Source organism: Mycobacterium sp. NGS51 (assembly GCF_059812525.1).
The window spans coordinates 66,051-87,866 of sequence record NZ_JCALCV010000023.1; the positions used below are offsets into that span (position 1 = coordinate 66,051).

Annotated in this window: 18 protein-coding genes; 14 read left to right on the forward strand and 4 right to left on the reverse strand. The window is 67.0% G+C overall.

Annotation, left to right across the window (positions count from 1 at the left end; genetic code table 11):
• The first annotated feature begins 108 nt into the window (after positions 1-108).
• The 10 genes from pheS (at position 109) to argH (ending at position 12,299) form a co-directional block, all read left to right on the forward strand.
• Positions 109-1,152 (forward strand): phenylalanine--tRNA ligase subunit alpha, encoded by a 1,044-nt coding sequence (gene pheS / locus AC5Y5W_RS22485; protein WP_500013148.1) that lies wholly within the window; start codon positions 109-111, stop codon positions 1,150-1,152.
• On the forward strand, positions 1,152-3,638 hold the full coding sequence (gene pheT, locus AC5Y5W_RS22490) for a phenylalanine--tRNA ligase subunit beta (RefSeq protein WP_500013149.1): 2,487 nt from the start codon (positions 1,152-1,154) through the stop codon (positions 3,636-3,638). Before pheS ends, pheT begins: the two co-directional genes overlap by 1 nt.
• 123 nt (positions 3,639-3,761) lie before the next feature.
• Positions 3,762-4,808: an N-acetyl-gamma-glutamyl-phosphate reductase gene (gene argC / locus AC5Y5W_RS22495; RefSeq protein ID WP_500013151.1), complete on the forward strand. Its 1,047-nt coding sequence runs from the start codon at positions 3,762-3,764 to the stop codon at positions 4,806-4,808.
• Positions 4,805-6,019 (forward strand): bifunctional glutamate N-acetyltransferase/amino-acid acetyltransferase ArgJ, encoded by a 1,215-nt coding sequence (argJ, locus tag AC5Y5W_RS22500; protein ID WP_500013153.1) that lies wholly within the window; start codon positions 4,805-4,807, stop codon positions 6,017-6,019. The genes argC and argJ overlap by 4 nt, the downstream gene beginning before the upstream one ends.
• Positions 6,020-6,062: 43 nt before the next feature.
• Positions 6,063-6,944 carry an acetylglutamate kinase gene (gene argB / locus AC5Y5W_RS22505; RefSeq protein WP_500013155.1) on the forward strand — a complete coding sequence of 294 codons (882 nt, stop codon included), beginning with the start codon at positions 6,063-6,065 and terminating at the stop codon, positions 6,942-6,944.
• A gap of 68 nt (positions 6,945-7,012) precedes the next feature.
• Positions 7,013-8,179 carry an acetylornithine transaminase gene (locus AC5Y5W_RS22510; RefSeq protein ID WP_500013186.1) on the forward strand — a complete coding sequence of 389 codons (1,167 nt, stop codon included), beginning with the start codon at positions 7,013-7,015 and terminating at the stop codon, positions 8,177-8,179.
• Positions 8,176-9,102, forward strand: coding sequence for an ornithine carbamoyltransferase (gene argF / locus AC5Y5W_RS22515; RefSeq protein ID WP_500013157.1), 927 nt, complete (start codon positions 8,176-8,178; stop codon positions 9,100-9,102). Before AC5Y5W_RS22510 ends, argF begins: the two co-directional genes overlap by 4 nt.
• Entirely contained in the window at positions 9,099-9,593 is a 495-nt protein-coding gene (locus AC5Y5W_RS22520; RefSeq protein ID WP_499889986.1) for an arginine repressor, read from the forward strand. The genes argF and AC5Y5W_RS22520 overlap by 4 nt, the downstream gene beginning before the upstream one ends.
• 17 nt (positions 9,594-9,610) lie before the next feature.
• Positions 9,611-10,807 (forward strand): argininosuccinate synthase, encoded by a 1,197-nt coding sequence (locus AC5Y5W_RS22525; RefSeq protein WP_499889984.1) that lies wholly within the window; start codon positions 9,611-9,613, stop codon positions 10,805-10,807.
• An 85-nt stretch (positions 10,808-10,892) separates the two neighbouring features.
• Positions 10,893-12,299 (forward strand): argininosuccinate lyase, encoded by a 1,407-nt coding sequence (argH, locus tag AC5Y5W_RS22530; protein ID WP_500013159.1) that lies wholly within the window; start codon positions 10,893-10,895, stop codon positions 12,297-12,299.
• Here the strand turns inward: argH and AC5Y5W_RS22535 are convergent.
• A complete protein-coding gene (locus AC5Y5W_RS22535) occupies positions 12,296-14,059 on the reverse strand; it encodes an ABC-F family ATP-binding cassette domain-containing protein (RefSeq protein WP_500013161.1) in 1,764 nt (587 codons plus the stop codon). The genes argH and AC5Y5W_RS22535 overlap by 4 nt on opposite strands.
• Positions 14,060-14,110: 51 nt before the next feature.
• On the opposite strand from AC5Y5W_RS22535, the gene AC5Y5W_RS22540 reads away from it, so the two are divergent.
• Positions 14,111-17,131: an acyl-CoA synthetase gene (locus AC5Y5W_RS22540; RefSeq protein ID WP_500013163.1), complete on the forward strand. Its 3,021-nt coding sequence runs from the start codon at positions 14,111-14,113 to the stop codon at positions 17,129-17,131.
• Positions 17,128-17,340: a Trm112 family protein gene (locus tag AC5Y5W_RS22545; protein WP_500013164.1), complete on the forward strand. Its 213-nt coding sequence runs from the start codon at positions 17,128-17,130 to the stop codon at positions 17,338-17,340. The genes AC5Y5W_RS22540 and AC5Y5W_RS22545 overlap by 4 nt, the downstream gene beginning before the upstream one ends.
• Here the strand turns inward: AC5Y5W_RS22545 and AC5Y5W_RS22550 are convergent.
• The 3 genes from AC5Y5W_RS22550 to AC5Y5W_RS22560 are packed head-to-tail and all read right to left on the reverse strand — an operon-like array spanning position 17,306 to position 19,459.
• Positions 17,306-17,926, reverse strand: coding sequence for a TetR/AcrR family transcriptional regulator (locus AC5Y5W_RS22550; RefSeq protein WP_500013166.1), 621 nt, complete (start codon positions 17,924-17,926; stop codon positions 17,306-17,308). The genes AC5Y5W_RS22545 and AC5Y5W_RS22550 overlap by 35 nt on opposite strands.
• Before the next feature lie 4 nt (positions 17,927-17,930).
• Positions 17,931-18,680, reverse strand: coding sequence for an ABC transporter permease (locus AC5Y5W_RS22555; protein WP_500013188.1), 750 nt, complete (start codon positions 18,678-18,680; stop codon positions 17,931-17,933).
• Between the two features lie 14 nt (positions 18,681-18,694).
• Complete coding sequence (locus AC5Y5W_RS22560; protein WP_500013168.1) at positions 18,695-19,459, reverse strand: ABC transporter ATP-binding protein; 765 nt, start codon at positions 19,457-19,459, stop codon at positions 18,695-18,697.
• A 58-nt stretch (positions 19,460-19,517) separates the two neighbouring features.
• On the opposite strand from AC5Y5W_RS22560, the gene AC5Y5W_RS22565 reads away from it, so the two are divergent.
• Positions 19,518-20,129 carry a DNA-3-methyladenine glycosylase gene (locus AC5Y5W_RS22565; RefSeq protein WP_500013170.1) on the forward strand — a complete coding sequence of 204 codons (612 nt, stop codon included), beginning with the start codon at positions 19,518-19,520 and terminating at the stop codon, positions 20,127-20,129.
• A gap of 23 nt (positions 20,130-20,152) precedes the next feature.
• Complete coding sequence (gene tyrS, locus AC5Y5W_RS22570) at positions 20,153-21,445, forward strand: tyrosine--tRNA ligase (RefSeq protein WP_500013171.1); 1,293 nt, start codon at positions 20,153-20,155, stop codon at positions 21,443-21,445.
• Positions 21,446-21,816 lie beyond the last annotated feature (371 nt).

Consider the following 21,816-nt stretch of genomic DNA (forward strand, 5'->3'; position numbering starts at 1 on the left):
GTCGCCGGAGGTGTCGACGCCCCCATCCTTGGCGTCGCTCAATCACCTAAGATTTGCACTTGCGTCACACTCGTGCCGCGAACCGCCAGCCAAGGAGAGTGTCGCCGCGTGGGTGACCAGCCCGTCGACCTGTCGCCGGAGGCGTTGACCGCAGCCGTCAACGCGGCACAGCGGGCCTTTGCCGCGGCGACTGATCTCGATGCGCTGGCCCACGCGAAAACCGAGCACCTCGGTGACCGGTCGGCGTTGGCGCAGGCCCGCCAAGCGCTGGCCACCCTTCCTAAAACCGACCGCGCGGACGCCGGCCGGCGCGTCAACAGCGCACGGGGTGAAGCGCAGGGCAGTTTCGACGAGCGACTGGCAGAACTGCGCGCCGAGCGGGATACGGCGGTGCTGGTCGCCGAACAAATCGACGTGACACTGCCGTCGACCCGCCAGCCGACCGGGGCCCGCCATCCCGTCACGATTCTGGCCGAACACATCGCCGACACCTTCATCGCGATGGGGTGGGAACTGGCCGACGGACCGGAAATCGAGACCGAGCAGTTCAACTTCGACGCACTGAACTTCCCCGCCGACCATCCCGCGCGCAGCGAACAAGACACCTTCTACATCGCACCGGAGGGCTCGCGGCAGTTGCTGCGCACCCATACCTCGCCGGTCCAGGTGCGCACGCTGCTACAGCGTGAATTGCCGGTCTACGTCATCTCGATCGGCCGCACCTTCCGCACCGACGAACTCGACGCCACTCACACACCGGTGTTCCATCAGGTGGAGGGCCTGGCGGTGGATCGAGGCCTGTCGATGGCCCACCTGCGCGGGACGCTGGACGCGTTCGCTCGAGCCGAGTTCGGCCCGTCCGCCCGCATCCGGATCCGCCCGCACTTCTTCCCCTTCACCGAGCCGTCGGCGGAAGTCGACGTGTGGTTCGCGGGCAAGAAAGGTGGCCCGGGCTGGGTGGAGTGGGGCGGCTGCGGCATGGTGAACCCAAACGTCTTGCGCGCCGCAGGTATTGACGCCGAGGTATACACCGGCTTCGCATTCGGCATGGGGCTGGAGCGCACCCTGCAGTTTCGCAACGGCATCCCCGACATGCGCGACATGGTCGAGGGCGACGTACGGTTCTCGCTGCCGTTCGGGGTCGGGGCCTGATGCGCGTCCCGTACAGCTGGCTGCGTGAAGCCGTCGCCCTCGGCGCCCCGGATTGGGATGTGCCGCCCGACGAGCTCGAGGAGACGCTGGTCCGCATCGGCCACGAGGTCGAGGAGGTGATTCCGCTCGGCCCGGTCAGCGGCCCGCTGACGGTGGGGCGGGTGGCCGACATCGAAGAGCTCACCGAATTCAAAAAGCCGATCCGCGCCTGCCGGGTCGACGTGGGGGAGAGTCAGGCACGCGACATCATCTGCGGTGCCACGAATTTCGTCGTTGGCGACCTGGTGGTGGTGGCGCTACCGGGCACCGTTTTGCCCGGTGACTTCACCATCACCGCGCGCAAGACCTACGGCCGCACCTCTGATGGAATGATCTGCTCGGCAGCCGAATTGGGTTTGGCTGCGGAGCATTCCGGCATCCTGGTGCTTCCGCCGGACACCGCCGAGCCCGGAGCCGACGGGGCTGCGGTCCTTGGCCTCGACGACGTCGTCTTCCATTTGGCCATCACCCCGGATCGCGGCTACGGCATGTCGGTACGCGGCCTGGCCCGCGAAATCGCCTGCGCCTACGACCTTGAATTCATCGACCCGGCCGACGTGGCACCGTTACCTGTCCAGGGAGACGCGTGGCCGCTAACGGTGCAGCCAGAGACCGGGGTTCGGCGATTCGCGTTGCGCCCGGTGACCGGCCTCGACCCCGCCGCGGTGTCGCCGTGGTGGCTGCAGCGGCGACTGCTGCTATGCGGGATCCGGGCGATCTCGCCGGCCGTGGACGCCACCAACTACGTGATGCTCGAACTGGGCCATCCGATGCACGCCCACGATCGCAAACGGGTCACCGGCGGCTTCGACGTGCGGTTCGCCCGGCCCGGCGAAACCGTGACCACCTTGGACGACGTCAAACGGCAGCTCAATCCGGCTGATGTGCTCATCGTCGACGAGGTCGCGACCGCGGCCATCGGCGGCGTGATGGGATCGGGCAGCACCGAGATGCGCGACGACTCGACCGAGGTGCTGCTCGAGGCCGCGGTCTGGGATCCGGCGGCAGTGTCGCGCACCCAACGACGGCTGCACCTGCCCAGCGAGGCCGCCCGCCGCTACGAGCGTGCCGTCGACCCGGCGATCTCGGTGGCGGCGCTGGACCGTTGCGCGACGCTGCTCGCCGAAATCGCCGGCGGTGCAGTCGCACCGACACTGACCGACTGGTGCGGCGACCCCCCCGTCGACGACTGGCGGCTGCCGCCGATCCGCATCGCCGCCGACCTGCCGGACCGCACCGCCGGGGTTCGATACCCGCACGGCACCACCGCGCGGCGTCTTACGCAGATCGGCGCCACGGTGACCGGCGACGGCGATGTCCTGACCGTGACGCCGCCGAGTTGGCGACCCGACCTGCGGCAACCCGCCGACCTGGTCGAAGAGGTGCTCCGCCTGGAGGGTCTGGAGCCCATCCCTTCGGTGCTGCCGTCGGCACCGGCGGGCCGCGGCCTCACCGCCACCCAAAAGCGGCGCCGCGCGGTCGGCAAGTCGCTGGCGCTGTCGGGCTACGTCGAAATCCTTCCGACACCGTTTCTGTCCGCAGGGGTGTTCGAGGCTTGGAGTCTGCCCGCCGATGACCCACGGCGTGCCACCACCCAGGTGCTCAACCCGCTGGAGGCCGATCGGCCGCACCTGGCCACCACGCTGCTGCCTGGTCTGCTGGAAGCGTTGGTGCGCAATGTGTCTCGGGGCATCGGCGATGTCGCGCTTTATGCCATCGCCCAGGTGGCTCAGTCGGCCGGGCAGCCCCGCGACGTCGAGCGCATCCCGGTGGACCGCCGTCCCACCGCTGCCGAGATCGCGGCGCTGGACGCGTCGCTGCCGCGTCAGCCGCAGCACGTCGCCGCGGTGCTGACCGGGCTACGGGAGCCGCGTGGCCCGTGGGGAGCCGGCCGGCCGGTGGAGGCTGCCGACGCGTTCGAAGCGGTTCGGGTGATCGCCCGCGCCAGCGGTGTCGACGTGGTGTTGCGAGCCGCTCAGTATCTGCCCTGGCATCCGGGCCGCTGCGCCGAGGCGCTGGTCGGCGAGACCGTGATCGGCCACGCGGGCCAGCTGCACCCGGCGGTGATCGAGCGGTCCGGCCTGCCGAAGGGCACCTGCGCGGTTGAGCTGAACCTCGACGCGATGCCCATCGTCGAGGCGCTGCCCGCGCCCCGGGTATCGCCGTTCCCGGCGGTGTTCCAGGATGTCAGCCTGGTGGTCGACGCCGACATCGCCGCCCAGGCGGTGATGGATGCGCTGCGCGACGGCGCAGGTGAGCTGTTGGAGGACATCCGGCTGTTCGATGTCTACACCGGCCCGCAACTGGGCGAAGCCCGCAAATCGCTGACATTCGCGCTGCGGTTCCGTGCCCGGGACCGCACGCTGACCGAGGACGACGCTAGCGCCGCCCGCGACGCCGCCGTGCGCTGCGCCGCCGACCGGGTCGGTGCGGTGTTGCGGGGTTGAGCGTCCCTTACTTCTGCCGCGAGCGTGCGTGTTCCCGGCCGACACTCCGGAGCGAAACCCGGGAACACGCACGCTCGCGCAGACGGGGAATGAATTTGCATGGCGGTGCATAGTCATGCAAGGATGCCTGGCATGACTATGCGGGTGGCGGTAGCCGGTGCCAGCGGCTACGCGGGTGGGGAGATCCTGCGGCTGCTGCTCGGACACCCAGCTTATGCCGATGGTCGGCTGACCATCGGCGCTCTGACCGCCGCGGCCAGCGCGGGCAGCACGCTGGCCGAACATCATCCACACCTGATGCCCCTGGCGCAGCAGGTGCTGGAACCGACCGAGCCAGAGATACTGCGCGACCACGACGTGGTGTTCCTGGCGCTGCCGCATGGACATTCGGCCGCGTTGGCCGAACAACTCGGCTCCGAGACGCTGCTGGTGGACTGCGGCGCGGATTTCCGGCTCACCGACACCGGCATGTGGCAGCGGTTCTACGGGTCCACGCATGCCGGCAGTTGGCCGTACGGACTGCCCGAGCTGCCCGGGGCGCGTGACCAACTGCGGGCTACCCGCCGGATCGCGGTACCCGGCTGCTATCCGACGGCCGCATTGCTAGCGCTGTTGCCCGCGGTGGCCGAGGACCTCATCGACCCCGCGGTGACCGTGGTCGCGGTCAGCGGCACCTCCGGTGCCGGGCGGGCTGCCAAAACCGACCTGCTCGGATCGGAGGTCATCGGTTCGGCGCGGGCCTACAGCATCGCCGGTGCGCATCGGCATACACCGGAAATCGCGCAGGGCCTGAAGTTGGTGACTGACCGTGACGTCACCGTGTCGTTCACCCCGGTGCTCATCCCCACGTCGCGAGGCATCCTGGCTACCTGCACCGCGCCCACCCGTGCGCCGGTTTCGGAGCTGCGGGCTGCCTACGAAAAGGCTTACGACGCCGAGCCTTTCGTCTTTCTGCTACCCGAAGGGCAACTGCCCCGCACCGGGGCGGTGATCGGCAGCAACGCGGCACAGATCGCGGTCGCGGTGGACGAGGATGCCGGAACGTTCGTCGCGATCGCCGCGATCGACAACCTGGTCAAAGGTACCGGCGGCGCCGCGGTGCAGTCGATGAACCTGGCATTGGGCTGGCCTGAGGCCGAAGGTCTTCCGCTGGTTGGGGTGGCGCCATGACTGACTTCGCAGATGCCACACAGTTGGTGCGCGCGCAGGGGGTGACCGCGCCCGCCGGCTTCCGGGCCACCGGAATTGCCGCTGGCATCAAAGCATCCGGCGCCCCGGACCTGGCGCTGGTGTTCAACGAGGGACCCGACTATGCAGCTGCGGGCGTGGTTACCCGCAATCAGGTCAAAGCCGCACCGGTGCTGTGGACGCAGCAAGTGTTGACGACCGGTCGGCTGCGTGCGGTGATCCTCAACTCCGGCGGTGCCAATGCCTGCACCGGACCGGCCGGTTTTCAAGACACTCATGCGACCGCCGAGGCCGTCGCGGCCGCATTGTCGGACTGGGGCACCGAAACCGGGGCCGTCGAGGTCGCCGTCTGTTCCACCGGGCTGATTGGCGACCGACTTCCGATGGACAAGATGCTCACCGGTGTCGCGGAGATCGTGCACGAGATGGCCGGCGGACTGACCGGCGGCGACGAAGCCGCCCGCGCCATCATGACCACCGACACCGTGCCCAAACAGGTGGCACTGCACCATAAGAACAACTGGACCATAGGCGGGATGGCCAAGGGCGCCGGCATGCTGGCTCCGTCGCTGGCCACCATGCTGTGTGTGCTCACCACCGACGCCATCACCGAGCCGGGAGCGCTCGACGAGGCGCTGCGCCGCGCTACCGCGATCACTTTCGACCGTCTCGACATCGACGGTACCTGCTCGACCAACGACACCGTGCTGCTACTGGCCTCCGGCGCAAGCGAAATAGCGCCGAGCCAAACCGATCTCGACGACGCGGTGCTGCGCGTCTGCGACGACCTGTGCGCCCAGCTGCAGGCCGACGCCGAAGGCGTGACCAAGCGCATCACCGTGACGGTGACCGGTGCCGCCACCGACGACGACGCGCTCACCGCCGCCCGGCTGATCGCCCGCGACAGCCTGGTCAAGACGGCGCTGTTCGGCTCTGACCCGAACTGGGGAAGGGTGCTCGCCGCCGTGGGCATGGCGCCGTTCACTATCGACCCGAACCGGATCACCGTGTCGTTCAACGGTTCAGCAGTGTTCACGCACGGCGCCGGGATGCCCGGCGCGCGTGAGGTCGATCTGTCAGGCGCCGACATCAATCTCGACGTCGACCTCGGCGCCGGCCATGCCAGCGCCACCATCCGCACTACCGATTTGTCGCATGGCTACGTCGACGAGAATTCGGCCTACAGTTCATGAGCGCCCCTCCTCATCGCTTCGCTCTGCATCGTCGGCGGCGGTCATGACGACCAGCGAGCTCCCCACCGTGGTCAAAGCGGAGGTGCTGGCCGAAGCCCTGCCCTGGCTCAAACAACTGCACGGCAAGGTCGTCGTCATCAAATACGGCGGCAACGCGATGACCGACGAGACGCTCAAGCATGCGTTTGCCGCGGATATGGCATTTCTGCGTAACTGCGGTATCCATCCCGTCGTTGTGCATGGCGGCGGCCCGCAGATCAGTGCCATGCTGCGGCGGCTCGGAGTTCCCGGGGATTTCAAGGGCGGGTTCCGGGTCACCACACCCGAAGTGCTCGACGTAGCGCGCATGGTGCTGTTCGGCCAGGTGGGCCGGGAACTGGTCAACCTGATCAATGCCCACGGGCCCTACGCGGTCGGGATCACCGGCGAGGATGCGCAGCTGTTCACCGCGGTGCGCCGCAGCGTCACCGTCGACGGGGTGGCCACCGATATCGGACTGGTTGGCAATGTCGACCGCGTCAACACCGCCGCGGTGCTCGATCTCATTGCAGCCCGGCGTATTCCGGTGGTGTCGACATTGGCGCCGGACACCGACGGCGTCGTGCACAACATCAACGCCGACACCGCTGCGGCGGCGCTGGCCGAAGCGCTGGGAGCCGAAAAGCTGCTGATGCTCACCGACGTCGAAGGGCTGTACACCCGTTGGCCCGACCGCACTTCACTGGTCAGCGAGATCGACACGGCAACACTGGGGCAACTGCTGCCCGCGCTGGAGGCCGGCATGATCCCGAAAGTCGAAGCCTGCCTGCGTGCCGTCGCCGGCGGCGTGCCCAGTGCACATGTCATCGACGGCCGGGTCGAGCACTGCGTATTGGTGGAGTTGTTCACCGATGCCGGTACCGGCACCAAGGTGGTGAGCGCGTGACCGAATCACATGGTGGCGGCCCGCTGCGCTCGGCATCGCCGAGCTTGCGATCGCCACGCACGGAAACCATGCAGCAGCGGTGGTCGGCGGTGATGATGAACAACTACGGCGTCCCGCCGGTCGCATTGGCCAGCGGCGACGGGGCGGTCGTCACTGACGTGGACGGCAACTCGTATCTGGACCTGCTCGGCGGGATCGCCGTCAACATCCTCGGGCACTGCCATCCGGCCGTCATCGACGCGGTCACCCGGCAGATGTCCACGCTGGGCCACACGTCCAACCTGTATGCCGCCGAGCCCGGCATCGCGCTGGCCGAGGCATTGGTCGAACTGCTGGGCGCCGAGGCCCGAGTGTTCTTCTGCAACTCCGGTACCGAGGCCAACGAGCTGGCGTTCAAGCTGTCGCGGCTCACCGGGCGTTCGAAACTGGTTGCCGCCCACGAGGCCTTCCATGGCCGCACGATGGGCTCGCTGGCGCTGACCGGCCAGCCGACCAAACGGGCGCCGTTTGAGCCGCTGCCCGGTGACGTCTCGCACGTGCCGTACGGCGACACCGAGGCGCTGGCTGCGGCGGTCACCGACGACACCGCGGCAGTGTTTTTGGAGCCGATTATGGGGGAGCGCGGTGTCGTTGTCCCGCCTGACGGCTATCTTGGTGCGGCCCGGGACATCACGGCAAAACATGGTGCACTGCTGGTGCTCGACGAGGTGCAGACCGGGATGGGCCGCACCGGTGTGTTCTTCGCCCATCAGCACGACGGCATCACCCCCGATGTGGTGACGCTGGCCAAGGGGCTTGGCGGCGGGCTGCCGGTGGGGGCGTGCCTGGCCGTCGGGCCGGCCGCAGAGTTACTCACCCCGGGTCTGCACGGCAGTACGTTCGGCGGCAACCCGATCTGCGCGGCGGCGGCACTGGCGGTGCTGCGCGTGCTGGCTGCCGACGACCTGGTGCGGCGCGCCGACGTGCTCGGAAAGTCGCTGCGCCATGGCATCGAATCGCTTGGCCACCCGCTGATCGACCATGTCCGCGGCCGCGGCTTGCTGTGCGGAATCGTGCTGACCGCGCCCAGCGCAAAGGACGTCGAGATGGCTGCCCGCGCGGGCGGTTTCCTGGTGAACGCCGCGGCACCCGACGTCATCCGGCTGGCTCCGCCGTTGATCATCACCGAGCATCAGGTCGACACTTTCGTCACCGCGTTACCGGGCATCTTGGACAGCGCCGGGGGAAGCTCATGACCCGGCATTTTCTGCGCGACGACGACCTGTCGCCGCACGAACAGACCGAGGTACTCGAGCTGGCGGCCGAGTTGAAGAAGGATCCGCTGAGCCGCCGCCCCCTGGAAGGACCGCGGGGAGTCGCGGTCATCTTCGACAAGAACTCCACTCGTACCCGATTCTCGTTCGAGATGGGGATCGCGCAGCTGGGCGGGCACGCCGTCGTCGTCGACGGGCGCAGCACCCAGTTGGGCCGCGACGAGACTTTGGCAGACACCGCAAAGGTGTTGTCCCGCTATGTCGATGCGATCGTGTGGCGAACCTTCGGACAGGACCGGCTGACCGCGATGGCCGCGACGGCGACGGTGCCGATCGTCAACGCGCTTTCCGACCAGTTCCATCCCTGCCAGGTGCTGGCCGATTTGCAGACCATCGCCGAGCGGAAGGGCACGCTGCGCGGCCTCAAGATGTCCTACTTCGGCGACGGCGCCAACAACATGGCCCACTCGCTGATCCTTGGCGGCGTCACCGCGGGCATGCACGTGACGATCGCCGCTCCTTCGACGTTCGCACCCGATAAGGCGGTGCTGGCCGCCGCCGAGGAGCGTGCCGCGGCCACCGGCGCGTCGGTGTCCGTCACCGCGGATGCCGGCGCGGCAGCGACTGGCGCCGACGTGCTGGTCACCGACACCTGGACATCGATGGGGCAGGAAGACGACGGGCTCGATCGAGTGCAGCCGTTCCGGCCCTACCAGGTCAACACCGGCCTGGTCAGCCTCGCCGACCCGGAGGCCGTTGTGTTGCATTGCCTTCCGGCGCACCGCGGCGAGGAGATCACCGACGAGGTGATGGACGGACCGCACAGCGCGGTATGGGACGAGGCCGAGAACCGGTTGCATGCGCAGAAGGCGCTGCTGGTGTGGCTGCTGGAGCAGTCCCGATGACCCGGTCAAAAGCGGCAGCTGACGTCACCCGCGCCGGGCGGCAGGCCCGCATCGTGGCGATCTTGTCGTCGGCTCCGGTGCGCAGCCAAGGCGAGCTGGCCGGGCTGCTGGCCGCCGAAGGGATCGAGGTCACCCAGGCCACGTTGTCGCGTGACTTGGAAGAGCTTGGTGCGGTGAAGCTGCGCGGCGCCGACGGCGGCGTCGGCGCCTACATGGTGCCCGAGGACGGCAGCCCGCTACGCGGGGTGTCCGGCGGCACCGGGCGGCTGTCGCGCCTGCTGAGCGAGCTGCTGGTGTCCACCGACGCCACCGGAAACCTCGCGGTACTGCGCACCCCGCCCGGGGCGGCGGACTACCTGGCCAGCGCCATCGACCGGGCGGCGCTACCCTACGTCGTCGGCACCATCGCCGGCGACGACACTATCTTTGTGGCCGCACGCGAACCGATGACTGGTGCTGAGCTGGCCACCGTGATCGAAAACCTCAAGTGATATAAGGAGATTGGTTCATGTCCGAGCGCGTCATCTTGGCGTATTCCGGCGGTTTGGACACCTCCGTGGCGATCAGCTGGATCGGCAAGGAGACCGGCCGGGAGGTTGTCGCGGTCGCGATAGACCTGGGTCAGGGCGGCGAGGACATGGAGGTGGTGCGCCAACGCGCACTGGACTGCGGAGCGGTGGAAGCGGTCGTCGTCGATGCCCGCGACGAGTTCGCCGAGGGCTACTGTCTGCCCACCATCCAGTCGAACGCGCTCTACATGGATCGCTATCCGCTGGTGTCGGCGATCAGCCGGCCGCTGATCGTCAAGCACCTGGTCACCGCCGCGCGCGAGCACGGCGGCAGCATCGTCGCGCACGGGTGCACCGGCAAAGGCAACGACCAGGTGCGCTTCGAGGTCGGGTTCGCTTCGCTGGCACCGGATCTGGAGGTGTTGGCGCCAGTTCGTGACTATGCCTGGACCCGGGAGAAGGCCATCGCCTTCGCCGAAGAGAACGCCATCCCGATCAACGTCACGAAGCGGTCGCCGTTTTCCATCGACCAGAACGTGTGGGGCCGGGCGGTGGAAACCGGCTTCCTCGAGCATTTGTGGAACGCGCCCACCAAAGACGTCTACGACTACACCGAAGATCCCACCCTCAACTGGAATACCCCCGATGAGGTCATCGTCGGGTTCGAACGCGGCGTGCCGGTGTCCATCGACGGCAAGCCGGTGTCGATGCTGCAGGCCATCGAGGAACTCAACACCCGCGCCGGTGCCCAGGGCGTCGGGCGGCTCGACGTCGTCGAGGACCGGCTGGTCGGAATCAAGAGCCGCGAAATCTACGAAGCCCCAGGTGCGATGGTGCTCATCACCGCCCACACCGAGCTCGAGCACGTCACGCTCGAGCGCGAGCTCGGGCGGTTCAAGCGGCACACCGACCAGCGCTGGGCCGAACTCGTCTACGACGGATTGTGGTATTCACCATTGAAGACGGCGCTGGAGAGTTTTGTCGCCACCACGCAGCAGCACGTGACCGGTGAGGTCCGAATGGTGTTGCACGGCGGGCACATTGCGGTCAATGGTCGACGCAGCGCGCAGTCACTCTATGACTTCAACCTGGCCACCTACGACGAGGGCGACAGCTTCGACCAGTCCAAAGCGAAGGGTTTCGTGTACGTGCACGGGTTGTCGTCCAAGATCGCCGCCCGCCGGGACCTGGGGTGACCCCCTTTCCGCGAGCGTGCGTGTCCCAAGTGGCATGCGGAGTGTCGCCGGGTTTACGCACGCTCGCGCCACAGGTGACGGTCCGATGAGCACCAACCAGGGATCGCTGTGGGGCGGGCGGTTTGCCGACGGCCCGTCCGACGCGCTGGCGGCGCTGAGCCGATCCACCCACTTCGACTGGGTGCTGGCGCCTTACGACCTGGCCGCGTCGCGGGCGCATACCCGGGTGCTTTTCCGGGCCGGCCTGCTCACCGAGGACCAGCGCGACGGGCTGTTGGCCGGGCTGGACAGCCTCGCGCAAGACGTGGCCGACGCCAGCTTCGGCCCGCTGCCCAGCGACGAGGACGTGCATGCCGCGCTGGAGCGCGGCCTGATCGAGCGGGTAGGCCCCGAACTGGGCGGCCGACTGCGCGCCGGACGATCGCGAAACGATCAGGTAGCCACGCTGTTTCGGATGTGGCTGCGCGATGCCGCCGGTCGGGTTGCCGCGGGCGCTCTCGACGTCGTCAACGCCTTGGCCGCCCAGGCGGCCGCGCACCCGAACGCGATCATGCCGGGTAAAACGCATCTGCAGTCGGCCCAGCCGATCCTGCTGGCTCACCACCTGCTCGCCCACGCCCATCCGTTGTTGCGCGACGTGGACCGGATCGTCGACCTCGACAAGCGCACCGCGGTGTCGCCCTACGGCTCGGGAGCGCTGGCCGGCTCGTCGCTGGGGCTCGATCCGGACGCCATCGCCGACGAGCTGGGTTTCGCCGCTGCCGTCGACAACTCCATCGACGGCACGGCAGCACGGGATTTCGCTGCCGAGGCCGCCTTCGTGTTCGCGATGATCGCCGTGGACCTCTCGCGGCTCGCCGAGGACATCATCATCTGGAGCTCAACCGAATTCGGTTACGTGACACTGCACGACTCATGGTCGACCGGCAGCTCGATCATGCCGCAGAAGAAGAACCCTGACATTGCCGAGTTGGCCCGCGGCAAATCCGGGCGGTTGATCGGCAACGTGGCCGGGTTGTTGGCAACCCTGAAGGCGCAGCCGTTGGCCTACAACCGCGACCTGCAGGAGGACAAGGAGCCGGTGTTCGACTCGGTAGCGCAGCTGGAGGTGCTGCTGCCGGCGATGGCGGGCCTGGTCGGCAGCCTGACATTTGATGTCGAGCGGATGGCGGCGCTGGCCCCAGCCGGCTACACGTTGGCCACCGATATCGCCGAATGGCTGGTGCGTCAAGGTGTTCCGTTCCGGGTGGCCCACGAGGCGGCGGGCGCGGCGGTACAGGCCGCCGAGCGGCGTGGTGTCGGGCTGGAAGCGTTGACCGATGACGAGCTGGCCGCGATCAGCCCCGAATTGTCCCCACAAGTTCGCGAGGTGCTCACCATTCAGGGTTCGGTGTCCTCGCGCGACGCCCGCGGTGGAACGGCGCCGATCCAGGTCGCCAAACAGCTCGACGCGGTTCGCGACACCGCCGACCGGCTGCGGCAGCAGCTCTAACTGTCATCCGCCAACTCGGACAATTCCAGCCAGCGGCTCTCCATCGCGGCGACCTCGTCTTCAAGTCCGCGCAATTCGCGGGTCAGCCGGCTCAAGCCGACGTGATCGGCCTGGTCATGCTCGGCGAGTTCGACGTGTTTGGCGGTGATCCGCTCGGCCAGCCGCGCGAGACTGCGGTCGATTGCCGCGATTTCCTTCTGCATGGCGCGTAATTCGGCGCCGCCCGTCGATTTTCGGGTGACAGGTGCCGGACGTTCAGCCACACTGGCCAGCTGTAAATATTCGTCGACGCCGCCGGGCAGGTGCCGCAGCCGGCCATCCAAGATCGCATACTGCTGATCGGTGACCCGCTCGAGCAGATACCGGTCATGGGAGACGACGATCAGCGTCCCCGGCCAGGAATCGAGCAGGTCCTCGGTGGCCGCCAACATGTCGGTGTCCACGTCGTTAGTGGGTTCGTCGAGCAGCAGCACGTTCGGCTCGGCCAGCAACGTGAGCATCAACTGCAGCCGCCGGCGCTGCCCGCCGGAGAGCTCACCGACGCGGGCGGACAATTGATCACGGCCGAAACCCAGCCGTTCCAGCAGTTGCGCCGGGCTGACTTCGCGACCGTCAACCTGGTAGCCGCTGCGCAGCTTGCCCAGCACATCGGCCACCCGCTCGCTCACCAGCGGTGCCAGGGCATCGCCCTGCTGATCGAGTATCCCCAGCTGAACCGTCTTGCCGCGCTTGATCTTTCCTGCAGCAGGCAAAACCGTGCCGGCGATGAGGCCCAACAGGGTGGACTTTCCGGCGCCATTGGCGCCGACGATGCCGCTGCGTTCACCGGGGCCGATCCGCCATTCGATATCGCGCAGTACCGATCGTCCGTCGAAGGACACCGACACGTCGAGCAGATCGATCACGTCCTTGCCCAGCCGAGCGGTTGCCAGCTTGGCCAACTCGACGGTGTCGCGCAGCGGCGGCACGTCGGCGATCAACTGGTTGGCGGCGTCGATGCGGAATTTGGGCTTCGACGTGCGCGCCGGCGCACCGCGGCGCAGCCAGGCCAATTCTTTGCGCATCAGGTTCTGCCGCTTGGCCTCGGCGACGGCGGCGCGGCGGTCCCGCTCGACGCGCTGCAGTACGTAGGAGGCGTAACCGCCCTCGAACGGCTCGACCGTTGCGTCGTGCACTTCCCACGTCGTGGTGACTACCTCGTCGAGAAACCAGCGGTCGTGGGTCACCACCAGCAACCCACCGGTGTTGCGGACCCAGCGCTGACCCAGATGGCCGGCCAGCCAGGTGATGCCTTCGATGTCAAGGTGATTGGTGGGCTCGTCCAGCGCGATGACATCCCACTCACCGACCAGCAACGCGGCCAGTTGCACCCGCCGTCGCTGCCCGCCCGACAGTGTGGCAACCGTTGCACCCCAATCGATGTCGGACACCAGGCCGCCGATTACGTCACGCACTCGGGCATCGCCGGCCCACTCGTGTTCGGGTCGGTCACCGACCAGCGTCGTGCCGACGGTGCCACCGGGGTCGAGCGTGTCGGCCTGGCTCAGCGCACCGACTCGCAGCCCGCTGCGTTGGGTGACCCGGCCGGAGTCCGGAAGCAGCTGCCCAGTCAGCAATCCCAGCAGGGTGGATTTGCCATCCCCGTTGCGTCCCACGATGCCGATACGGTCGCCGTCGCTCACTCCCACCGTCAGCGACTCGAAGACCACCTGAGTCGGAAATTCCAGGTGCACGGTCTCGGCTCCGAGCAGGTGCGCCATCGGCCCGAGACTAGCTGTAACAGCCCCAAAGCTGCGGGCGCGGCCCTGGCGATGTGCCAGAATGTGCAGGCAATCACGGGAGTAGCGGTGGATTTGAATTTCTCAGCGGTCACGCGACCGGTCACCCGACCGGTCGAGCGTCTGATGGCCACGGCCCAGAACGGCCTGGAGGTCTTGCGACTCGGCGGTCTGGAGACCGGGACGGTTCCGTCGCCGTTCCAGGTCGTCGAGAGCGTGCCGATGTACAAGCTCCGTCGGTATTTCCCGCCAGACAACCGGCCCGGGCAGCCGCCCGCGGGTCCACCGGTGTTGCTGGTGCACCCGATGATGATGTCGGCGAATATGTGGGACGTCACCAGGGCCGAGGGCGCGGTGGGAATCCTGCACGCCGCGGGCCTGGATCCCTGGGTCATCGACTTCGGCTCGCCCGACAAGGTCGAGGGCGGCATGCGCCGCACCCTCGCCGACCACATCGTCGCACTGAGCGAGGCTGTCGACACGACCGCGGAGACCACCGGCCAAGATGTGCACCTGGTCGGCTATTCGCAAGGCGGGATGTTCTGCTACCAGGCAGCGGCATATCGCCGGTCGAAGAACGTTGCCAGCATCGTGGCGTTCGGTTCTCCGGTGGACACCCTGGCCGCGCTGCCGATGGGTGTCCCGCCCAACCTGGCCCAAGCCACCGCCAACTTCATGGCAGACCACGTGTTCAACCGGCTCGATATCCCAAGTTGGTTGGCCCGCACCGGTTTTCAGATGATGGATCCGCTCAAGACGGCCAAAGCCCGGTTAGATTTCGTGCGCCAGCTACACGATCGTGAGGCATTGCTGCCGCGTGAAGCCCAACGCAGATTCTTGGAGTCCGAGGGCTGGATCGCGTGGTCGGGGCCGGCGGTCTCCGAGTTGCTCAAGCAGTTCATTGCACACAATCGGATGATGACTGGCGGTTTCGCCATCAACGGGCAGCTCGTGACACTGACGGACATCACCTGCCCGGTGCTGGCCTTCGTCGGAGAGGTCGACGACATCGGGCAGCCGCCCGCAGTGCGCGGCATCCGGCGCGCGGCGCCCAATGCCGAGGTGTACGAGTACACCCTGCGCGCGGGTCACTTCGGCTTGGTGGTCGGATCCAAGGCCGCCGAACAAAGCTGGCCGACCGTTGCGGAGTGGGTGGGGTGGATTTCCGGGCATTCCGGCAAACCGGACAGCATCGCACCGATGGCCGACCAACCCGTCGAGCGCACCGACAGCGGCGTGGCAATCAGCTCCCGGGTGGCGCACAGCATCGGTGAGGCTTCCGAGGTGGCGCTGGCGCTGGCACGCGGTGCCGCCGACGCGGTCGTGGCGGCCAACAAATCGGTGCGCACGCTGGCGGTGGAAACCGTCCGCACGTTGCCCCGACTGGTCCGGCTGGGGCAGATCAACGACCACACCCGGATCTCGCTGGGCAGGATCATCGGCGAGCAGGCGCGTGACGCGCCACAGGGCGAATTCTTGCTCTTCGATGGCCGCGTTCACACCTACGAAGCGGTGAATCGCCGCATCGACAACGTCGTGCGCGGCCTCATCGAAGTCGGGGTGCGCCAGGGCGAACACGTCGGCGTGCTGATGGAGACCCGGCCCAGCGCGTTGGTCGCGATCGCCGCGTTGTCCCGGCTGGGCGCGGTCGCGGTGCTGATGCACCCTGACACCGACTTGGCCGCAGCGGTCCGGATCGGGGGAGTGACCGAGATCATCACCGATCCCACTCATCTGGAGTCCGCGCGCCAATTGCCCGGCCAGATCCTGGTGCTCGGCGGCGGTGAAGCACGCGATCTGCATCTGCCCGAGGACGCAGGTGTCATCGACATGGAGCAGATCGATCCCGACGCCGTCGAGTTGCCGGGCTGGTATCGGCCCGATCCCGGCTTTGCGCGGGATCTGGCGTTCATCGCGTTCAGCTCGGCCGGCGGCGAACTGGCCGCCAAGCAGATCACCAACTATCGCTGGGCGTTGTCGGCATTCGGTACCGCCTCGACCGCCGCGCTCAGCCGCAGCGACACCGTGTACTGCCTGACACCGTTGCACCACGAGTCCGGACTGCTGGTGAGCCTGGGTGGAGCGGTGGTCGGCGGTGCCCGCATCGCACTGTCGCGCGGGCTGCAATCGGACCGGTTCATCGCCGAGGTGCGCCAATACGGCGCGACCGTGGTGTCGTACACGTGGGCCATGCTCCGCGACGTCATCGACGACCCGGGTTTCGTGCTGCACGGCAATCATCCGGTGCGGTTGTTCATCGGTTCCGGTATGCCGACCGGGCTCTGGTGCCGCATCGTCGACGCATTCGCGCCCGCACACGTCGTCGAGTTCTTCGCCACCACCGACGGACAGGCGGTGCTGGCCAACGTGTCCGGCGCCAAGGTCGGCAGCAAGGGCAGGCCCCTGCCGGGCGTCGGCCGCGTCGAGCTTGGCGCCTACGACGCCGAGCACGACCTCATCCTGGAGAACGACGAGGGGTTCGTACAGGTCGCCGGCACCGACGAAGTCGGTGTGCTGCTGGCCCAGCCGCGCGGACCGATCGACCCCACCGCATCAATCAAACGTGGTGTCTTCTCTCCGGCTGACACCTGGATCTCCACCGAGTATTTGTTCCGTCGCGACAGCGACGGGGACTACTGGTTGGTAGGGCGGCGCGGCTCAGTGATTCGCACCGCGCGAGGCATGGTTTTCTGCGAGCCGATCACCGACGCGCTCGGACTCATTCCGGCAGTTGACCTCGCGGTGACCTACGGGGTGCCGGTGGGCGGTCAGTTCGTCGCGGTCTCGGCTGTAACGCTGCGACCGGGAGCGACGATCACCGCGGCCGACTTGACCGAGACGATCGCCGCCATGGAGCACGGGCCCGGTCCCGACATCGTGCACGTCGTACCCGAAATGACGCTCAGCGCCAGTTACCGCCCAACGGTCAGCCCGTTGCGTGCGGCGGGCATCCCCAAACCGAGCCGCCATGCGTGGTATTTCGACTCGGCCGCCAACCAGTTCCGGCGGTTGACCGGGTCGGTGCGGACCGAGATCGCGGGCGGTCACGAGTGATCGACCAGACGTTGCTGGACATTCTGGTCTGCCCGGCCGATCGCGGTCCGCTGCTGTTGATCGACCAGCTGCTCTACAACCCGCGGTTGCGCCGTGCCTACCGGATCGAAGACGACATCCCGGTGCTGCTGATCGACGAAGCGACCGATGTCGGCGACGACGAGCATGCCCGGCTCATGGCGCGGGCTGCCCCGGAAGGTCCCCGGTGAGATAACGCTGCAAATTGGGCGCGATGGTTTCGGCGATCTGCGCGACGGGCAACGACGCGAACGGCTGTAGCTCCAGGATGTAGCGGGCCATCAACACGCCGGCAACCTGTGACGCCACGAACTCGGCCCGGATGATTCCGGACCCTGGCGGATCATCTACCCGCGCGGCGATCTCTTCGATGATCACTTCACGCAGAAATGACCGCACCAGCCCGATGTCGGCGCCGGACAGCAACGAGCGAACTGTCGCGATCATGCCGTTGCCGAGCTCAGAATCCCACAACGGCAACAGCAGCGACGGCAGCGTGTAGCCGAGTTTCTCGACGGGCGCTTCACGCAGCGGGCCGATGACGGTCAGCGGATCAAACGGCAGGTCGATCGCGGCGGTGAACAACTGCTCCTTCGTCCCGTAATAGTGATGCACCAACGCCGAATCCACGTCGGCTGCTGCGGCCACAGCGCGGATGGACGTCTTGTCGAAGCCGTTGCGGGCAAACAATTCCCGGGCGCTGGACAAGATGCGCTCCCGATTGTCGGAACCGCCCCGGGGACGGCCTGGCCGCCTTCGACTCACGTTGGTAGCCACTGGATTACGTCGTCCGACGACGCAACGTCGCGGCGGCCAGGCACAGCGCCGCCAACGCAAAGCCCAACACGACGAGAATGTCTCGCACCGCGACACCGGTCAGCTCGGGGTGCGTGCCGACTTGCTGCAGTGCCTCCAGGGCGTAGCTGGCCGGCAGCACATTGCTGATCCATTCCAGCCATGTCGCCATGAGCGCTCGGGGGACGATGATGCCGGCCAGCAGCAGCTGCGGCACCATCACCAGCGGTATGAACTGCACGGCCTGAAATTCGGTGCGGGCGAACGCACTACAGAGCAGGCCCAGGCCGACGCCCAACACCGCGTTGACAATCGCGATCAGGAACACCCATCCGGGGTTGCCCGCGGTATCGAAGCCGAGAAACCAAAACGACACGATGCACGCTAAAACCGCTTGTACCGCCGCAGCAACCGAGAACGCGGTCCCGTAGGCGATCAGCAGGTCGAGGCGACGCAGCGGCGTCGTCAGGATGCGCTCCAACGTTCCCGAGGCACGTTCGCGCTGCATCGTTATCGAGGTGATGATGAACATCAAGAAGAGCGGGAAGAGGCCCAGCAGAATCAAGCAGGCGTTGTTGAACGGCGTCGGGGCGCCCGGAGCATGCGGAGCGTCTTCGAACATGAAGTACATCAGCGTGATGACCAGAACCGGCACCAACAGGATCATCGCGACGCTGCGGCGATCGGCAACCAGTTGCCGCAGGATCCGCGCCGTAGTGGCGCGATAGGCCTGCAGAAAACCGGCCGGCACTACCCGGCTTGGCGCACGGTGCTGCGTCTGATGATGGACAGAAACGCGTCCTCCAGTGACGTGCATGCGGTGTCCTCTCGTAGCTGGGTCGGAGTGGTGTGGGCGACTAACCGGCCTTCGCGCATCAGCAACAGGTCACCGCAATGGTCGGCTTCGTCCATGACATGGCTGGAGACCAGCAGCGTGGTCCCGGACTGGGCGAGGTCGGTGAACTGCTCCCACAGATCTGCCCGCAACACTGGATCCAGACCAACGGTGGGCTCGTCGAGGACCAGCAGCTCCGGCCGGCACACCAATGCGCAGGCCAACGACGCCCGGGTGCGTTGACCGCCGGAAAGGTTTCCGCAGTAGGCGGTGCGGTGATCCCTCAGCCCCACTCGGTCAATGGCGGCATCGGCGGCCTGGTGGTCGAATCCGTACAGCGCCGCGAAGTAGCGGACGTTGTCGATGATTCGCAGGTCGTCGTAGATGGTGGGGTCTTGAGGCATGTACCCGACGCGCCGGCGCAGTGCACCCGATCCCGCCGGCTTCCCGAGCACCCGCACGGTGCCCGATGTCACGATCTGAGTGCCGACGATGCAGCGCATGAGCGTGGTTTTGCCGCAACCGGACGGTCCCAGCAGCCCGGTGATGCTGCCGCGGGCGATCTGCACCGAAAAGTCGTGCAGCGCTGCGTGTTTGCCACGAATCACCCGTAGACGCCGGATGTCGACGGCGGTGTCCACACCTTCGGCAAGTAATTCATCACTTGATGAAGTCATCATACGATGAATATCCGCCCCCGCGGGCCTGCCTGTCAAGGAGTTGGGCAGAATCTGTCCGGTGAGCGCTGATCAACTGACTGTCGACCCTGTCGCAGCGGCCCACCGACTGCTGGGCGCCACGCTGTTGGGCCGCGGTGTCAGCGCGACGATCGTCGAGGTCGAGGCGTATGGCGGCGTTCCCGACGGACCGTGGCCGGATGCCGCCGCGCATTCCTACCGCGGCATCAGTGGCCGCAACGCGGTGATGTTCGGCCCCGCCGGGCGGCTTTACACCTATCGCAGTCATGGCATCCACGTGTGCGCCAACGTCGCCTGCGGCCCCGACGGGACAGCCGCCGCTGTGCTGCTCAGGGCGGCAGCGGTCGATGGCGGTCTGGGCGTCGCGCAGTTGCGCCGCGGCGAGGCCGTGCGCGACGTGGCGCTGGCCCGGGGACCGGGAAATCTGTGTTCGGCCCTCGGAATCACGATGGACGACAACGGCCTCGATTTGTTTGACGGCGACAGTCCAGTGACGCTGCGGCTCAACGACGCGCTCCACTCGGCCAGCGGACCCCGGGTCGGAGTCAGTAAGGCCGCCGACCGGCCCTGGCGACTGTGGCTACTGGGCCGACCCGAAGTTTCGGCGTACCGGCGCAGTCCACGCGCGCCCGCCCCTGGGGCCAGCGACTAGTCACGATCCTGGAAGATCTACCCATGGCTCCTGAACCTTCTCGGTCATTGAGCATCCTGGACGAGCTGAGCTGGCGCGAGCTGATCGCGCAGTCCACTGATCTCGATGCGCTGGCCGCCGAGGCAGCCCGAGGACCGATCACGCTGTACGCCGGATTCGATCCGACTGCGCCGAGTCTGCACGCCGGGCACCTGGTGCCGCTGCTGGCGCTGCGACGCTTTCAACGGGCCGGGCACCGTCCCATCGTCTTGGCCGGGGGCGCCACCGGCCTGATCGGCGATCCCCGGGATAGCGGCGAACGGGTACTCAACACCGCCGACACGGTCGTGGAATGGACCGAGCGGATCCGCGGGCAACTGGAACGCTTCGTCGACTTCGACAATTCACCGACGGGCGCGATCGTCGAAAACAACCTCGAGTGGACGACCGCCATGACGGCGATCGAGCTGCTGCGTGACATCGGCAAGCATTTCTCGGTCAACGTGATGCTGGACCGCGACACCATTCGGCGGCGGCTGGAGGGCGACGGCATCTCTTACACCGAATTCAGCTACATGCTGTTACAGGCCAACGACTACGTCGAGCTGTACCGACGTCATCATTGCGTGCTGCAGATCGGTGGCTCCGACCAGTGGGGCAACATCATCTCCGGAGTGCGGCTGGTGCGTCAGAAGCTGAGCGCGAGCGTGCACGCACTGACCGTGCCGCTAGTGACTACTGCCGACGGCACGAAATTCGGCAAGTCGACCGGCGGCGGCAACGTGTGGCTGGACCCGGAGATGACGACGCCGTACGCGTGGTACCAGTACTTCGTCAACACTGCCGACGCCGACGTCATCCGCTACCTGCGCTGGTTCACCTTCCTGTCAGCCCAGGAACTGGCCGAGCTGGACGAGACCACCCAGTCCCGGCCGCAGGACCGCACGGCACAACGGCGATTGGCGCGCGAACTCACCACCCTCGTGCACGGTGAGGGAGCGGCCGACGCCGTCGAACACGCCAGCCGGGCGCTGTTCGGTCGCGGGGACCTGGCGCGCCTCGACGAAAACACCTTGACGGCCGCACTGCGCGAAACCCCGGTGGCGGAGTTGAAGCCCGGCACGCCGGACGGAATTGTCGAACTGCTGGTCGCCAGCGGCCTATGCCCAAGCAAGGGCGCAGCGCGGCGCACAATCGCCGAAGGCGGCGTCTCGGTCAACAACACCAAGGTCGACGATGAGGCCTGGGCGCCGCAGCCGGCCGACTTCCTGCACGGCCGGTGGCTGGTGCTGCGGCGCGGCAAGCGGAATATCGCCGGCGTGGAGCGCATCCGATGACCACTGCGAGCCGAAAGCCAAGAACTAGCAGGGGATTTGACTCTCGGTTTGCCCTCGCGTAACTTGTGGGTTCGCGCTGCGGCGAGCCCGCAACGCGGCATCCCAGGGGAATACCTCCACTGTTGAGGACGTTCACCTAGTCCGCTCCATCGATTCGCGGCCATGGTCGCGAGTTGGTTGCGCGGCCGCAGGGATGCGGTGTTGTTTGAGAACTCAATAGTGTGTTTGGTGGTTTTTGTTTGTTGTTGTTTTTTTGACCGCATTTGTGGCGCCCCGTGTCATGGGTGTGGTGTTTTTTGATGCCAGTTTTTTGGTGTCTTTTTGTTAGGTCAGATTTTCTCTGATTTGAATTCTGCCCACTTTGGTGTGGG

Coding starts and splice junctions, on each gene's coding strand:
- argJ (WP_500013153.1), top strand. CDS start 4,805: ATGACTGACTTCGCAGATGCCACACAGTTGGTGCGCGCGCAGGGGGTG.
- AC5Y5W_RS22535 (WP_500013161.1), bottom strand. CDS start 14,059: ATGGCGCACCTGCTCGGAGCCGAGACCGTGCACCTGGAATTTCCGACT.
- AC5Y5W_RS22520 (WP_499889986.1), top strand. CDS start 9,099: ATGACCCGGTCAAAAGCGGCAGCTGACGTCACCCGCGCCGGGCGGCAG.
- AC5Y5W_RS22560 (WP_500013168.1), bottom strand. CDS start 19,459: ATGATGACTTCATCAAGTGATGAATTACTTGCCGAAGGTGTGGACACC.
- argF (WP_500013157.1), top strand. CDS start 8,176: ATGACCCGGCATTTTCTGCGCGACGACGACCTGTCGCCGCACGAACAG.
- argH (WP_500013159.1), top strand. CDS start 10,893: ATGAGCACCAACCAGGGATCGCTGTGGGGCGGGCGGTTTGCCGACGGC.
- AC5Y5W_RS22540 (WP_500013163.1), top strand. CDS start 14,111: ATGTGCCAGAATGTGCAGGCAATCACGGGAGTAGCGGTGGATTTGAAT.
- AC5Y5W_RS22510 (WP_500013186.1), top strand. CDS start 7,013: ATGCAGCAGCGGTGGTCGGCGGTGATGATGAACAACTACGGCGTCCCG.
- argC (WP_500013151.1), top strand. CDS start 3,762: ATGCCTGGCATGACTATGCGGGTGGCGGTAGCCGGTGCCAGCGGCTAC.
- pheT (WP_500013149.1), top strand. CDS start 1,152: ATGCGCGTCCCGTACAGCTGGCTGCGTGAAGCCGTCGCCCTCGGCGCC.
- argB (WP_500013155.1), top strand. CDS start 6,063: ATGACGACCAGCGAGCTCCCCACCGTGGTCAAAGCGGAGGTGCTGGCC.
- tyrS (WP_500013171.1), top strand. CDS start 20,153: ATGGCTCCTGAACCTTCTCGGTCATTGAGCATCCTGGACGAGCTGAGC.
- AC5Y5W_RS22525 (WP_499889984.1), top strand. CDS start 9,611: ATGTCCGAGCGCGTCATCTTGGCGTATTCCGGCGGTTTGGACACCTCC.